The organism is Paraburkholderia sp. PGU19 (assembly GCF_013426915.1).
Lineage (GTDB): Bacteria > Pseudomonadota > Gammaproteobacteria > Burkholderiales > Burkholderiaceae > Paraburkholderia.
Genome location: NZ_AP023180.1, coordinates 983,815 through 998,444 on the forward strand (window position 1 = coordinate 983,815; position 14,630 = coordinate 998,444).

At 60.7% G+C, this 14,630-nt stretch carries 12 protein-coding genes and 3 pseudogenes; 5 read left to right on the top strand and 10 right to left on the bottom strand.

Annotated elements, in window-relative coordinates; genetic code table 11:
* The first annotated feature begins 46 nt into the window (after positions 1 to 46).
* A complete protein-coding gene (locus H1204_RS22000) occupies positions 47 to 1,780 on the top strand; it encodes an FAD-dependent oxidoreductase (RefSeq protein WP_180732826.1) in 1,734 nt (577 codons plus the stop codon).
* A 147-nt stretch (positions 1,781 to 1,927) separates the two neighbouring features.
* Here H1204_RS22000 and H1204_RS22005 read toward each other — a convergent pair whose 3' ends face one another.
* The 9 genes and pseudogenes from H1204_RS22005 to H1204_RS22045 form a co-directional block, all read right to left on the bottom strand.
* Positions 1,928 to 2,206, bottom strand: a complete 279-nt coding sequence (locus tag H1204_RS22005; RefSeq protein WP_180732827.1) for a hypothetical protein — start codon at positions 2,204 to 2,206, stop codon at positions 1,928 to 1,930.
* Positions 2,207 to 2,387: 181 nt separating this feature from the next.
* Positions 2,388 to 3,979 (bottom strand): annotated as a pseudogene (locus H1204_RS22010) (gamma-glutamyltransferase family protein).
* Positions 3,980 to 3,996: 17 nt separating this feature from the next.
* On the bottom strand, positions 3,997 to 5,367 hold the full coding sequence (locus H1204_RS22015; protein WP_180732829.1) for an aspartate aminotransferase family protein: 1,371 nt from the start codon (positions 5,365 to 5,367) through the stop codon (positions 3,997 to 3,999).
* 58 nt (positions 5,368 to 5,425) lie between these two features.
* Positions 5,426 to 6,190 (bottom strand): ATP-binding cassette domain-containing protein, encoded by a 765-nt coding sequence (locus tag H1204_RS22020; RefSeq protein ID WP_180732830.1) that lies wholly within the window; start codon positions 6,188 to 6,190, stop codon positions 5,426 to 5,428.
* A gap of 10 nt (positions 6,191 to 6,200) precedes the next feature.
* Positions 6,201 to 6,926, bottom strand: coding sequence for an ABC transporter permease (locus H1204_RS22025; protein WP_180732832.1), 726 nt, complete (start codon positions 6,924 to 6,926; stop codon positions 6,201 to 6,203).
* Positions 6,923 to 7,621 carry an ABC transporter permease subunit gene (locus H1204_RS22030; protein WP_180732833.1) on the bottom strand — a complete coding sequence of 233 codons (699 nt, stop codon included), beginning with the start codon at positions 7,619 to 7,621 and terminating at the stop codon, positions 6,923 to 6,925. Before H1204_RS22030 ends, H1204_RS22025 begins: the two co-directional genes overlap by 4 nt.
* Before the next feature lie 67 nt (positions 7,622 to 7,688).
* Positions 7,689 to 8,483: an ABC transporter substrate-binding protein gene (locus H1204_RS22035; protein ID WP_180732835.1), complete on the bottom strand. Its 795-nt coding sequence runs from the start codon at positions 8,481 to 8,483 to the stop codon at positions 7,689 to 7,691.
* 118 nt (positions 8,484 to 8,601) lie between these two features.
* Positions 8,602 to 9,272: pseudogene (locus H1204_RS22040) on the bottom strand (GntR family transcriptional regulator).
* Between the two features lie 275 nt (positions 9,273 to 9,547).
* Positions 9,548 to 9,973 (bottom strand): annotated as a pseudogene (locus tag H1204_RS22045) (FCD domain-containing protein); the annotation flags it as partial.
* Positions 9,974 to 10,026: 53 nt separating this feature from the next.
* Here H1204_RS22045 and H1204_RS22050 point away from each other — a divergent pair.
* The 4 genes from H1204_RS22050 to H1204_RS22065 all read left to right on the top strand — a co-directional run bounded on the left by H1204_RS22050 (position 10,027) and on the right by H1204_RS22065 (position 13,265).
* Positions 10,027 to 10,377: an MmgE/PrpD family protein gene (locus tag H1204_RS22050; protein WP_243468749.1), complete on the top strand. Its 351-nt coding sequence runs from the start codon at positions 10,027 to 10,029 to the stop codon at positions 10,375 to 10,377.
* Positions 10,378 to 10,768: 391 nt separating this feature from the next.
* Positions 10,769 to 11,059 carry a hypothetical protein gene (locus H1204_RS22055; protein WP_180732837.1) on the top strand — a complete coding sequence of 97 codons (291 nt, stop codon included), beginning with the start codon at positions 10,769 to 10,771 and terminating at the stop codon, positions 11,057 to 11,059.
* A 788-nt stretch (positions 11,060 to 11,847) separates the two neighbouring features.
* Complete coding sequence (locus H1204_RS22060; RefSeq protein WP_180732683.1) at positions 11,848 to 12,342, top strand: DUF6444 domain-containing protein; 495 nt, start codon at positions 11,848 to 11,850, stop codon at positions 12,340 to 12,342.
* Complete coding sequence (locus H1204_RS22065) at positions 12,246 to 13,265, top strand: IS66 family transposase (RefSeq protein WP_180732839.1); 1,020 nt, start codon at positions 12,246 to 12,248, stop codon at positions 13,263 to 13,265. Before H1204_RS22060 ends, H1204_RS22065 begins: the two co-directional genes overlap by 97 nt.
* A gap of 218 nt (positions 13,266 to 13,483) precedes the next feature.
* Here the strand turns inward: H1204_RS22065 and H1204_RS51470 are convergent, their stop codons facing one another.
* Entirely contained in the window at positions 13,484 to 14,629 is a 1,146-nt protein-coding gene (locus H1204_RS51470) for a hypothetical protein (protein WP_243468750.1), read from the bottom strand.
* Position 14,630 lies beyond the last annotated feature (1 nt).

Consider the following 14,630-nt stretch of genomic DNA (forward strand, 5'->3'; position numbering starts at 1 on the left):
CAGTTGCACGATTCTCCCTTCGGTGTGCTAAAGCTGCCGCTTACGGATGAGCAACGAGTCCGTACCGGGCGGCGCCACGCCCTCCCCTTTGCCCGCAGAAGGCGCGACCCGCAGCGACGACGATGCGATGACCGACGCCCCGTTCGTGCGCAGTCATCCACGCCTCCAGCAACTGTTTCCCATCCTCACCGAAGCTGAAATCAGCAGAGTGCGGCGCTTTGGCAGAGTGTCGCGCTATCCCAAAGGTACAATGATCTATCGTGTTGGGGAGCGCACCCCGGGCATGTTTGTGCTGCTGTCCGGCAAGATCCGGGCTGTCGCCCGCGACGGTCTCGGCCGCGAGCAGATCATTCACACGTTCACCCAACGCGGCGAGTTCACTTCCGACGTGAACCAGTTTTCGAACAAGCCTTCCTTCGTGGATTCTTGTGTCATTGAAGATGTCGAAGCCGTGTTGGTCCGGCCCGACGACCTCAGTCCGCTTCTGATCGGTGAAGCCGAGCTTGGCGAAAAGATCATGCGCGCGCTGATTCTCAGGCGCTTCGTTGCAATGGAACGCGTGAACGGTGCCGTTCTGGTCGGCGCGCCCGGGAATCCCCGGCTGCTCGCGTTGCAGAATTTCCTGCGCCGAAACACCTATCCAAACGTCACACTCGATGCGGAGCAGGACGCTGATTCCATCGCGCTGCTCGAAGGACTGACACCTCAGCCGGATGACTTCCCGCTCGTTGTCTGTCCGAACGGCACGGTGCTGCGCAACCCTGATGAGGGGCAGCTCGCGTCGTGTCTTGGACTGATTCCCGACTTCGACCCGGCCCATGTCTATGATGTGGCGATCGTCGGCGCGGGTCCCGCCGGACTTGCGGCAGCCGTCTATGCAGCATCCGAGGGATTGTCGGTCGCTGTGCTCGACTGTCGCGCCCCCGGAGGCCAGGCCGGCGCGAGCGCACGCATCGAGAATTTTTTCGGTTTCCCCACGGGCATCACGGGTCACGCTCTCGCGGATCGCGCTTTCGTTCAAGCGCAGAAGTTCGGTGCGCATATCGGCATTCCGTGCGAGGTCAGGGCGTTGTATTGCGACAAGCAACCGCCCGTCGTGGAACTGACCAATGGCCGTCGAATCACCGCGCGCACCGTGGTCATCGCGACGGGCGCAGAGTACCGGCGCCCCGTCGTCGAGGATCTCGAGCGTTTTGAGGGCCGTGGCGTCTATTACTGGGCTACCCCGATCGAAGCGAAGCTATGTCGCAGGGAGCCGGTATTGCTGATCGGAGGCGGTAATTCGGCGGGCCAAGCTGTCGTGTTTCTCGCCTCGCACGCCGAGCATGTGCACATGTTCATTCGAGGCGCGACGCTCGAGGACAGCATGTCGCACTACCTGATCGAGCGCGTCCTGGCGCTGCCGAACGTGACGGTTCATACGCGGGTCCAACTGACCGCGCTCGAAGGAATCGAGCGTCTCGACCGTGTGCACTATCGCGGCGCCGGGGGAATCGAAGGGAATATGACCTTCCATCACCTGTTCGTGTTCATCGGCGCGGATCCCAACACGAGCTGGCTCAATACATGCGGCATCTCGCTCGACATCAACGGTTTCGTACGGACGGGCATCGATCTTCCCGATGCGAACATGCTGTCGATATCGTTGCAGACGAGCGTGGAAGGTGTCTTCGCGATTGGCGATGTCCGCTCAGGGTCGACCAAGCGTGTCGCTTCGGCAGTGGGCGAAGGCGCGGGCGTGGTGGCACAGATCCAGGGCTTCCTGTCTCGCGTTTATTGAACGCCCTTGCAGGGTGTGGCAAGACAGCGGAAGAAACAAACCAGACGCGCACAGGCAAGCCCGCGCGCGTCTCGAAGCGAATACCTCTACAGGTCGACCACTGTCAGACGCCGGTACTTCGACAGTCCCCCGCAGTCAATCCGGGATTTACGAACCGAAGTACACCGGCTTCATACCATCGTTTGCATCCGGGCGGATCGAGCCTTCGATTTTGTGGCCCACGCGCGAAACAGCGCTGCGGAACGAATGCAGTTGCTGATGAGCACCCGATGCCGACGTGCCATCGGCGACGCCGCCGGCATCTGCAGCAGCGTCAACCGTCTGCTGGGTATTGATTGGTGCGACCGCCTGGTTGGATTGGGCGAACGACGAGACAGCCGGAATTGCGAGGGCAGCAGCAACAACGAGCGATTGAACGAGTTTCATGATACTTACCTCCAGGCTTTGATTGCTTCGCAAACACCCGTTTGCGTTTCGGTGAAGCAAGTCTAGGCCGGAGGCGGCTCGTAATTAAGTCCTCGTAGAACAATTGAATGTTGTTGGGATAGGTACAAACCCTATACTCATCGACGTAGTGGCATGCAGCCGGTCGTACCGCAGGGACGGGTCAAATGCCCAATGCGCAGCCGTCTTTGCGGTGATCCGACGCACCGGCGAGCGTGCCGTTTTCCCAGTCGATCCAGATCGCCTGCGCGCCGCCGATGGCCCAGTTCGGCGGCACCAGCCTGAAACCGCGCCGGGTCAGTTCGTCACGCGTTGCCACCGGCAAGGTGGACTCAGCTTCGACGACACCCGTGCCCGGCTGCGGAAACACACGTGGCAATGCGATGGCCGACTGCATGTCCAGCCCATAGTCCAGCACCTTCGACAGAAAGTGAGCGTGCCCCATCGCCTGATAGTGACCGCCCATCACGCCGAAGGTCATCTGCACCTTGCCGTTCTTCGTGACCATGCCGGGAATGATGGTGTGCATCGGTCTTGCGTGCGGCGCAATCGCATTGGGATGCCCTTCTTCGACGGCAAAACTCTGTCCGCGGTTGTGCAGCATCACGCCGCTGTGCGGCGCCATGATACCGCTGCCAAAAGGATGAAAGAGCGAGTTGATGAAGCTCGCGCAGTTGCGGTCTTTGTCGACGACGCAGATGTAGACCGTGTCCTTGTGATCGGCGGGACGGTACGTCGACACGTCCGTCATGGCGCGCTCGAGTGAGATCCGGGCGCGCAGTGTCGACACGGTTTCGTCCGATAGCAGCCGGTCGATATCGAGCGGCTGGCCGCGCGGATCGCCGAGCAGCGCATCGCGGATCGAATACGCAAGCCGCGTCGCCTCGATTTCGCGGTGCAACCGGTCAGCGCCGAGCGGATCGTCGGTCGCATCGAATCCTTCGAGAATCTTGAGTATCAGCAACGCGATGATGCCCTGCCCGTTCGGCGGACACTCATGCACCTCGTAGCCACGGAAGCTCGCCTTGATGGGCTGCACGTATTCGCCGCGATACTGCGCGAAGTCGTCCAGCGTGTGCAGGCCGCCCTACTCGTCAGACACTCGACCATATCCTCGGCGATGAAGCCCTCGTAGAAGACACGCGGACCCGCTTCGGCGATGGCCATCAGCGACTTCGCGAGCAACGGCTGCCGGTGAAGCGTTCCCGCTGCCGGCGAAGCGCCGTCTATCAGCATCTGCTCGCGGCTCGTCTTGTCCAGCCGCAGCAATGCGACCTGATTCGCCCAGTCGGCGGCCGCGCGCGGCGCTACGGCGTAGCCCTCGCTCGCGAGTTTGATCGCCGGGGCAAACAGCGACTTGAACGGCATCGAGCCATGATCGCGCGCCAGCGTCGCCCATGCTTCGACGGCGCCCGGCACCGTCACGGCATGAGGCGAATGGCGCTCGATCGACGCCACGCCCATCGACCTGAGCACGGGCACGCTGGCCGCCTGCGGCGCCCATCCTGAGCCATTGAAGGCGATGATGTCGTCGCCACCGCCACGCGAATAAAGCGCGAAGCAATCGCCGCCTATCCCTGTCGAGCCGGGTTCGACCACACATTGCGCGGCGCAGGCCGCAATCGCCGCATCCATTGCATTGCCGCCCGCTTCCAGAATCTTCACGGCGGCAAGCGTCGAAGCGGGATGCGATGTCGCCGCCATGCCGTCCTTCGACATCACCAGCGATCGTCCCGGCTGCTCGAAATCTCTCATGCTGTTTGCCCGTCCCATCAGTTGTTGTTCAGCGTCTTGCGCCATGCGAGCGTGTCGTCGAGCGCGTGCTTCGCGGCATCGAACATTTCGTCGATCTGCGCACGGCTCACGATGAGCGGCGGGCAGAAATTGACGGTATCGCCCAACGCACGCGTAATCAGTCCATGCGACAACGCGCGCGTGCCGGCATAGACCGCGACGCCCTCGGACGGCGCGAAAGGCTCCCTGCTCGCCTTGTCCGCCACCAGCTCGACGGCGGCAAGCAGCCCGGAGCCGCGCGCTTCGCCGACGAGCGGATGCCGGCCAAGCTCGGCCACCCGCTCCTGGAAGTGTGGCGTGACGGCTCGCACATGTTCGAGAATGCCGTCCTGCTCGTAAATGTTCAGCGTCTCCAGCGCGACGGCCGCGCACACGGGGTGACCGCTGTACGTGAACCCGTGCCCGAACGTGCCGATCTTTTCGCTCTCCGTGACGAGGCCGCGATAGATGCGCTCGTTGACCATCAACGCCGAGATGGGCAGATAACCTGCGGATAGCTGCTTGGCCATCGTGATCATGTCGGGCTGCATGCCGAAAGTCTGCGAGCCGAACATGTTCCCCGTGCGTCCGAAACCGCAGATGACTTCGTCGGCCACGAGCAGAATGTCGTGGCGCTTCAGCACGGACTGAATCTTCTCCATATACGTGGCAGGCGGCACGATCACGCCACCGGATGCCATGACCGGTTCCGCAAAAAACGCCGCGATGGTGTCCGCGCCTTCTTCGAGAATCAGCCGTTCAAGCGACTCGGCGCAGCGCGTGGCGAACTGTTCTTCGCTCTCGCCGGGCAAACCGTATCGATAGAAATGCGGGCAGTCGGTGTGCAGAATCCTGTCGATAGGCAAGTCGAAGTCGCGATGATTGTTCTGTAACCCCGTAAGACTCGCCGATGCAATCGTCACGCCATGGTAGGCGCGTGTACGCGAAATGATTTTCTTCTTCTGCGGCCGGCCGATCGCGTTGTTGAAATACCAGATCAGCTTGACGGCCGTATCGTTGGCCTCGGACCCCGAGTTCGCGAAGAACACCTTCGACATCGGCACGGGCGCCATCGAAATCAGCTTCTCAGCCAGCAGAATGGAAGGTTCCGACGACTTGTGCCCGAACGCGTGATAGAACGGCAGCTTTCTCATCTGCCTGTCGGCAGCATCCGCGAGCCGTGTTTCGCTGAAACCGAGCGATGCGCAGAATAGCCCGCCGAGTCCTTCAAGATAGCGGTTGCCTTCGGAATCGTAGACGTAGACACCTTCGCCGCGCTCGATCACCATCGGTCCGACTTCGCGATGAAGACTCAGATTGGTGTAGGGGTGAAGGTAGTGATTGATGTCGTTCTGCTTCAGGTTTTGCATGGGTTGGTTCCTTGATTCGTCTCATCCACGTTGGTGTTCTCGTCGTGCGGCATTGGGACTACTTCATGGCTCCCGACAGGAATCGCTGAAGGCGCTCGCTTCGCGGCGTTTTCATGACTTCACGTGGATGCCCTTCTTCTTCGATCACACCCTGATGAAGAAAGACCACATGATTGGAAACCTCGCGCGCAAAGCCCATCTCGTGCGTGACCACGATCATCGTGCGGCCCTCTTCCGCGAGATCGCGCATGACCTTGAGCACATCGCCGACGAGTTCCGGGTCGAGCGCCGATGTGGGTTCATCGAAGAGCAGCGCTTCGGGCTCCATCGCGAGCGCCCGCGCAATCGCAACCCGCTGCTGCTGTCCACCCGACAGATGCGATGGGTAAGCATCCGCGAAACGCGTCATGCCGACCTGCTCCAGATAGCGTTCAGCGCGTTCCGTGGCCTCGGTCCTGGTCAGCTTCAGCACGTGCCTCGGCGCTTCCATGACGTTCTCCAGCACAGTCATGTGCGCCCATAGATTGAAGTGCTGGAAGACCATCGCGAGGCGCGTGCGCATTCGCCTCAGTTGCGCGGGATCACTGATGCGGATTTCGCCGCTTCCGTTGGTCGAGGTGCGTACTTCATTTCCGTTGAGGCTCACGCGGCCCGACGACGGCGATTCGAGAAAGTTGATGCACCGCAGGAACGTGCTCTTGCCGGACCCCGACGAGCCGATCATGCTGATTACGTCACCGCTTTTTGCCGACAGCGAAACGCCCTTGAGCACTTCGTTATCGCCATACCGTTTGTGCAGATTTTCGACAGTCAAAGCATTCATATGGCTAGTTCTAGCTTTTAGCGAGCGTGGCAAAGTTCTGGGGGCGCAGATAAACCAGGTATCGGCGTTCGGTGAGGCGGACCAGAAGTGTGATGATGGTGGTCAGCCCGAAGTACACGGTCCCGACGGAGATGAATGCTTCGAACGGCGCGTAGTAGTTCGCATAGAAATCGCGCGCGACGCCCGTCAGATCAACGATCGTGATGCCACTCACAATCGACGTACCGTGCAGCATCAGAATCACTTCGTTGCTATACGCAGGAATGAAGCGGCGCAGCGCCGAGGGCAGAAGAATTCTTCTCCATGTCGTTAGCTGGCTCATGCCGTAGGCTCGCGCTGCTTCAATCTCGCCGTACGGTGTTGCGCGCAATGCGCCCGCCAGAATCTCCGTCGTGTAGGCACAGGTGTTCGCTGTCAGCGCAATCAGCGCGCAGTCGTAGGGATCGCGCAATAACGAAAGAATGGGCGTGCCGCGCTGCCACGCGTCCTGCATCCACTGAAACTGGCCGAACCCGTAGTACACGATCATCAGTTGCGCGAGTAACGGCGTGCCGCGCATGAACCATGTGTAAACGGCAACCGGCCCACTGACGAAACGGTTGGACGACACACGCAGCACAGCGAGTGGAATGGCGATCAGCAAACCCAGCACGAGAGAGAAAACCGTGAGTTGAACCGTTACCCACAGACCGCTCGCGTACGAAGCAAACAATTGTCCGAGCTGTTCATATGTCATCGGTGCAGGCTCCCTTCCCGAACACCTCTATGAAGATACGTGCGTGCCCGCGCAAGACAGGCCGTCGAGCCCGATGTCACCACCAGATACACCGCGCAGGCCGCAAGGTAGAACGTCATCGGTGCCTGCGTCGTGCGGCCCGCCTGGTCGGCAATGAACATCACATCGTGCAGCCCGATCAGCGACGCAATGGCCGTCGCCTTGAGCAGAACCAGCCAGTTATTGACGGCCGCGGGAAGCGCGAGGCGCATCATCTGCGGGAACAGGATGCGCCGGAACGCAAGCCAGCCCGAAAAGCCGTAGGCGCGAGCTGCCTCCATCTGGCCGCGCGGCACGCTCAGAATCGCGCCGCGAAACGTCTCCGTGTAATAGGCGCCGAAGATGAAACCGATGGTCAGCACGGCGGCAACGAATGCGTTGACATCCGGCGCATGAAGACCCACCAGTGACGCCAGCTGGTTGAGGATCAGTTGCCCGCCGTAAAACACGAGCAGCATCATCACGAACTCGGGCACGCCGCGGATCAGCGTGGTGTAGGCCGAAGCCATCGAAACGACCGCCCGCGAGCCGTACAGCTTTGCCACCGCGCCAGCCATGCCCAGGCACACCGCGAGCACCACGGACAGCACAGCGAGCATGAGCGTAATTCCGGCGCCCTGTAATAACGCGGGGAAATACCGCTGGAGTTCGAGCATGGTTCCACCCGTGATGACTTGTTGGAGGCCGCGACCGACGTGCGCTCGCGGGGCCTTGCCGGCAATATCAGTAGATGTCGAAATTGAAGTACTTTTTCTCGATCGACAGATACACGCCGTTTGCGCGGATCGCGTCGATAGCCTGATTGAACTGCTGCTTCAGATCGTCATCGCCCTTGCGCACAGGGATGCCGTAGCCCTCACCGAGCAGCGCTTTCTGTTGCGGCGTCGCGCCGAGAATCGGCTGCCCGACGAACTGGAAGTTCGCGCCTTCCGGTTTGGTCAGAAACGCGCTGTACGCAGCCGTCGCGTCCTGCAACCCTGCATCGAGACGGCCCGAGCGAAGATCCATATAAGCCTCGTCCTGCGTCGCATAGCGCACGATCTGCACGCCGCTCTGCGCCCAGTACGCACTTGCGTATTTGTCGGCCAGCGTGCCCCGCTGCACGCCGACGCGCTTGCCTTTCAGCTCGGCTGGCGTCGCGTCCTTGATCGGGCTCGTTTTCGGTGCGATCAGTCTGCGCGGCGAGTTGTAGTACTTCTCGGTGAAGTCGACCTTCTGTTTGCGCTCGGCCGTGATCGCAACGGACGCGACGATTGCGTCGATCTTCTCGGCCTGCAATGCGGGAATCAGGCCGTCCCAGTTGATCTGGACCAGCGTGCAGTTCGCATGCATTTGCGCGCATAGCGCGTGAATGATGTCGATATCGAAACCCACCGGTTTGCCGTCCGGCTGAATCGACGAAAACGGCGGATAGGCGCCCTCGTAGCCGATGCGAATGTCTTTCCATTCCTTCGCATGTGCATTCAGGGCAATCATGCATATGGCCAGTCCCAGCAGATTCTTCGCGAGTCGTTTCATGTCGAGGCTCAAAAGGTTTGGTGTAAGACATGTGCAGCCATGCGCTTCCGCCGCACTCGTTTTATATTCGTACAACTAATGTTTATAAAAAATTCACCGCTATGGAGGGCATGTTTTCCTAGCGGCCCGACGTCATCCATTGTCGAAGCGCCGGCACCGTCGCTTCAATGTGCTCCCGAACGGTCGCCTCGACGGCCAAGGGGTCCCCGCTTTTGATGGCGTCGATGATCGTCGTATGGTCGTCGCGCGAGGTCATCTGCTTGTCGGCAAGTTGCAGCCAGAGACGCATGTGAGGCTCGACGACGGTATGCAGGCCGGCAATCTGCGCGACCAGACGTTTGCGGCCGCTCAACTGACACAGATACTCGTGGAAATTCCGATGCGCGCTCACCCACTGATGCGCGTCCTGCTCGTGGCTTTCCATCACTTCCAGCAACCGTGCGAGTTCAGCGATGTGCGCGGGCGTGATGACCGGCAGCGCCAGCTTCGCTGCAAGTCCCTCGAGCGCGCCACGCATGCAGAAGACCTCTTCCATTTCGTCGGCATCCAGCCCGCGCACGATCGCGCCGCGGTTTGGCCTGATGACGACGAGACCCTCGCTTGCGAGCCTGCGGAATGCTTCGCGCACGGGCATGCGGCTCGTGTCGATCTCGGCCGCTATCTCTTCGGGGATCAGGCGGTCGCCGGCGCGGTACTCCCCATACGGATGCGATACAGCACATAGGCATACGCCTCTTCTTCCGCCGTGACGGCGAATCCTGCGCGAAAAGAATGAACGCTTTCTTCCATGGTCTGCCTGATCGGCTCGCTTTAAGTGAAATCTCTATGTAAGACTGGATATTTGTATCCGTGGATTCAATATATCAATCCAATAAAGCGGCCAAATAGGTGGAAACCCTTGGATTCAGTTGAGAGGAGATAGGCGGAAGACCGGGGAAGTCGATGGACATCGCGAGCGGGAAGCCGACATCATGCTGCCGCATTGCTACTGACATCTGGAGCGCACGCGCTCCAATCGTCGATTGCTGTTTATCGCAGAATCTCGTTCTTGAGAGAGACGCCGACTACCGCTCTTCAGCGCCGACTCTGTCGACGCCAACAGGCACCTGCTCCCACGCCTGTTCGATCGCCTGAAGCGCGCTGAACACGATCGACCGGTTGAGCGCTGCGGCCAGCACGCCGTCTCGCTCCGCGTAGGCTTCGCACAAGCTCTGATGATCGGCGCACGAACGCTGCAAACGCCCCGGCAACGACGTGCTCAACCGGCGCAAACGGTTAGTACGCTTACGCATCGAATCCAGCACCTCCTTGAAGATACCGTTGCCGCATACCCGAAGTTCTTCGTCGCGAAATGCGACATTTGCCCAGAAATAGCCGTCGACGTCGCCTTGAGCGGCGGCCTCCGCAAGACGACCATGGGCACGCCATAACGATTCGATGTCTGCGTCGGTGGCGCGTTCGACGATGGCCGTCGATACCTGTGCGTAAAGATCCTTCGGTGATTTCGCGGTAATTCAGCATCTACCATGCCGTCGCGATTGCCGTGATCGACGGCGCGGGCGGCGAAGAACAGTTCAGCGACGCGAAAGTACGCGACCCGGTGACGGTTGCCTTGGGCGAGAAGGTGAGCGCGATCATCGATCCCGCGATCAAGCCGGAACAGGTGGACATGACGATCACGCTCAAGGATGGACCCAAGCTGCACAAGTTTATTCAGCATGCCATCGGCAGCACCGAAGTACCGATGACCGATCAGCAACTCGAAAAGAAGTTCGCTGACCTCGCCGACGGCATTCTTTCGCCAGCTCAAACGCGTGCATTGATCGAAAAGTGCTGGCAAGTCGAGCAACTGAATAGCGCGAGTGAGATCGCATTGGCTGCGCTGCCGCAGTAGTTGATCGGCACCCCTTCACCTCGAAAATCGAAATTCATCCTTGCGAATAATGCGCTTAATTATCAGCGACAGCGTTTCTAAAATTGTTGTCACTGGCACCGGCTCAATCCTGCGCTGTGGGAGGCTGTGTGTCCTCAATGCGGTGCAGTGACGGCCGAGAAGGCTTATTGCCTGGCGCATGAAGTGATTGAGGAATGCAAGGCATGGTGCGTCTAAACGAAGTGGAGATCATCTGCGAGGGTCTTAGGCGGACCAGGTCGGCATCGTGTGTGCCACCGCAAACGACCGCGTGAGCCTGATTGCTACAAGACCTGACATACAACGAGCGCCAAGGAGAAATACAAATGGCCCGTTTGCCTTTAATTTTCATTCCAATCAGGAGGAACAGATCATGAACAAGACAAGTAGCATATTGCTCGCGGCCATTGCCGCACTCACGCTGTCGGGCGGCGCTTATGCGCAGAACAACACGCTGGCGACCCCAAGCACGGTGTCGCCAGCCGCCGCCAAGCCAACGAGTGACTATGGCACGCCTGGCGGCACCAACTCGGACAGTGGCATGACCAACCGTTCGCCGAACTCGAGCGCGCAGAGCACGAACAATAGCTCGACGCCCGCCACTAGCGCTTATGGGGTCAACAACACGCTGGCGACTCCGAGCACTGCTTCGCCCGTTAAGTAACAGCAATCAAGACGGACAACCCGGCGGAACCAGACGCACAGCCGCCCCACGCTTCAATTGCGCAAAGCGCGATGCTAATTGTGGCTACGCCGTCGCTGTGCGCGGTTCGTTCGCTATTCGACGGTTAGGGTTTGGTCGGGCTTTTGCGCTGGCATCCGCGATGCGTTAGCGTGCTTCACGCATCGCCCCTGTGCGGGGCGGCACCTACTTTTCTTTGCCGCCGCAAAGAAAAGTAGGCAAAAGAAAGCGGCTAACACCGCCAGTTCTTGTATTTGCCTGAGGGCCCCCAACCGGTCTTACGCTTCACGCGGTGGCGCTTTTGTTTGCGTGCGTTGCCAACGCTTCGAATGAGCGCCTCACCCGCTTCAAACACCCGTATTCGGGCCAGCGGCAGCGAATGGTGTGTGCCGCCCAAGTGGCAAACTGTGGGTAGGTTGTCGCACCGCACAGGTTAGCGCTCTTACCAGAAACGCCAGCCTTGCTACTCAGTCCGGAGTGATGCACGTACGGCGCGAAAGCCTACACACAGTTTGCCACCTGGGCGGCGGTGGACTATCTGGCGCGGCGTGCTGCGATGCGGGGGCGTGAAGCGGTTGAGGCGCATCGGCAGAGCGTTGGCAACGAGCGCGAACTGACGTGTTGCCGTGTGAAGCGCGGGACCGGTTGGGGGCCCTCAGGCAGGAAGAAATGTTGGCGGTGTGAGCCGCTTTCTTTTGCCTACTTTTCTTTGCGGCGGCGTAACTATTCAGCGCTTGTAAACTGCTACCAGGCTGTGCATAGTGAGGGACATGACGAAGATGCCCGACCTCAAGGACCTGACACCGGAGCAGAAGGACGCACTCATCGTTGATCTGGTGAGGCGTCTGAACGAGCTCGAGGCAAAGCTTGAGAAGGACAGTCATAACTCCAGCAAGCCGCCGTCAAGCGATGGTCCAAGGCGCAAGCCGAAGTCATTGCGCGGCACGAGCGGGGCCAGGCCTGGCGCGCAACCGGGGCACAAGGGCAAGACGCTCAAACGCGTCGCGCAACCCGATCACATCGAGATTCACCCGGTGGCGCTGGTGTGCGATGCATGTGGCCAACGCATCGCAGCAGCCCGCGTGGCCGTGTTGCCCGAAGGCCGTCAGGTGATCGATTTGCCACCCACGCGCTTTGAGGTGACCGAGCATCGCGTGCAGATCGCGCAGTGCCGCTGCGGCAAGCATCACTCGGGCGCATTTCCCAAGGGCGTGAGCCAGGCGGTTCAGTACGGCCCCAGATTCGCGCCGCAGCCGTCTATCTGACGCAATACCAGCAGTTGCCGGTTGCGCGCACCGCCCAGGCGCTGAAGGACCTGTTTGGTCTGCATGTGGTTACGGGAACCGTCCAGCACAGCATTGATCAGGCCGCGCAGTTACTGGTGCCAGCCGTTGAGCAGATCCGGCAGGCGCTACGCGGGCAACCCGTGGTGCATTTCGATGAGAGCTGCATGCGCGTGGGGCGCGAGTCCCGCTGGCTGCATGTCGCCTCGACGCACGCGTTGAGCTGGTATGGCGCGCACCGCAAGCGCGGCAGCGAGGCGCTGGACAGCTTCGGCATTCTTCCCGGCTTTAGGGGAGTCGCGGTCCATGACGGCTGGCGGCCGTATGCCGGCTATGAGTGTGAGCATGCGCTGTGCAATGCTCATCATCTGCGCGAACTGGTGTTTGTCCTGGAGTCCACGCAGCAACGCTGGGCCCAGCAGATGATTGACCTGCTTTGCCAGGCAAAGCGCGAGGTCGACCTCAGTCAGGCTGCAGGAAACACCTCGCTGAGTCAGGCGCGCCAACGCTATTACACACGGCGCAGCCGCGCCCTGATCGCCCAGGCACGCAAGCTCAATCCGCAGCAGGCACGTGAGTCCGGGCGCCGGGAACGCCGCGGCAGGATCAGGCAAAGCTTTACCTGCAACCTGCTCACACGGCTTCACAAGTATGCCGATGAGGTGTGGCGTTTCATTGCCGATCACCGCGTACCGTTCGACAACAACCAGGCCGAACGCGATATCCGCATGCCCAAACTCAAACAGAAGATCTCCGGGTGCTTCCGCTCGGAATCGGGTATGGAGGCGTTCTGCACGATCCGCTCCTACCTTGCCACCTTACGCAAGCAGAGCCGTTCGCTGATCGACGCGCTCGCCCTGGCCTTTACAGGAGTCGTCGTTTCGCCTCTGGTTACCGCTGAATAGTTACGCGGCGGCAAAGAAAAGTAGGTGCCGCCCGCACAGGGGCAACGCGTGAAGCACGCTAACGCATCGCGAATGCCACCGCAAAAACCCCAGTCAATCGTGACAAACCGGCTTCGGCGCAGGCAACGCCGCACACGTCTTCCGATAAGGCACCCCCGACATAAACTGTCGCCACTCCGCACAATCAAGATTGCGATTTGCAATCGCGCAAGCATCTGTCAGCATCGACTCGCTGTCCCAGTTCCGCAGCGACACCGTCTGATCCTCATGCAGCACGGCCACGCGACGTCCGCCCGGACTGATGTCCACACTCGATACCGTACCGCCTGCGGCACGCAACCGGGCCAACTGGCTCCCCTTGCGGAGATCCCACACGTGGCGTTCCCCCTTCGCTTCCCCGCTGACGAGCGCCTCGCCATTGCCAATGAATACCAGCCGGTCAACCGGGCCATCATGCGGGCCGAATCTGGCCACGGTTTGTCCGCTTTCGACGTCGTGCAGAATCGCCATCTCATCGTCGCCCCCGATACGAGCCGCTTGCCGTCAGGGCTGAATGCCAGCTGACGCACGCGATCCTTGTGCGGATCAGGCAACTCGGTCATGGCCTGCCGTGACCCAAAGCGGAACAGGCGCACGACGCCATCGCTTCCCGCCACCGCCAGCACCCGGCCGTCGGGGCTAAACGCGACGACCTCCGACCCGCGCTTCCCGGACAGCACGGTTTCGCGTCCGGCCGGCGTGATCTCGTACACATGAATCGAACCGTCGGACAGCGTGATCGCCAGGCGCCGATTGTCCCAACTTATCGCAAAGCGCTCCACTTCGGCATCCACTGGTTTCTGAAGCTGCAGAAGGGCGTGGCCCGTCATCTCCAGTACATCGACAGTGCCGTTGGCGCGCTGAATCGCGAGGAGCGATCCGTCAGGACTAAATTCGGCACGGAGCATGCCCCGTTCGCTGCGCAATTGCGCGGCATCGTCAGGATTCCAGAAGTCGGCGATATCGGTGCCTGCGGGAACGGTCGCGAGAACCTTGCCGCTGCGGTTGAATTCCACCTCCTCGGCGTGGTACAGGGATTTGCCGCTGCGCAACACCGCCCCCGGCGCGAGCGACCATATGGTGTACAGCGTCTCCTGTTGATCGATCTGGTACGCGACGGTGTCCCCATTCGGCGAAAACTGGAAGGCGGCAACGCGCTGCCCCTGCCTCGTCTTGACTCGCGCCCGGCCGCCGTTGGTAGGCTGAACCATCTCCTGACCGCTGGCCAGGGCTGTCGCCAGCCAGCGGCCGTCCGGGCTCAATGACATGCGAACGGTCCTGCCGCTTTCATCAGCCACCGTGCCGATCTTTTGCAGCGGTTGCATC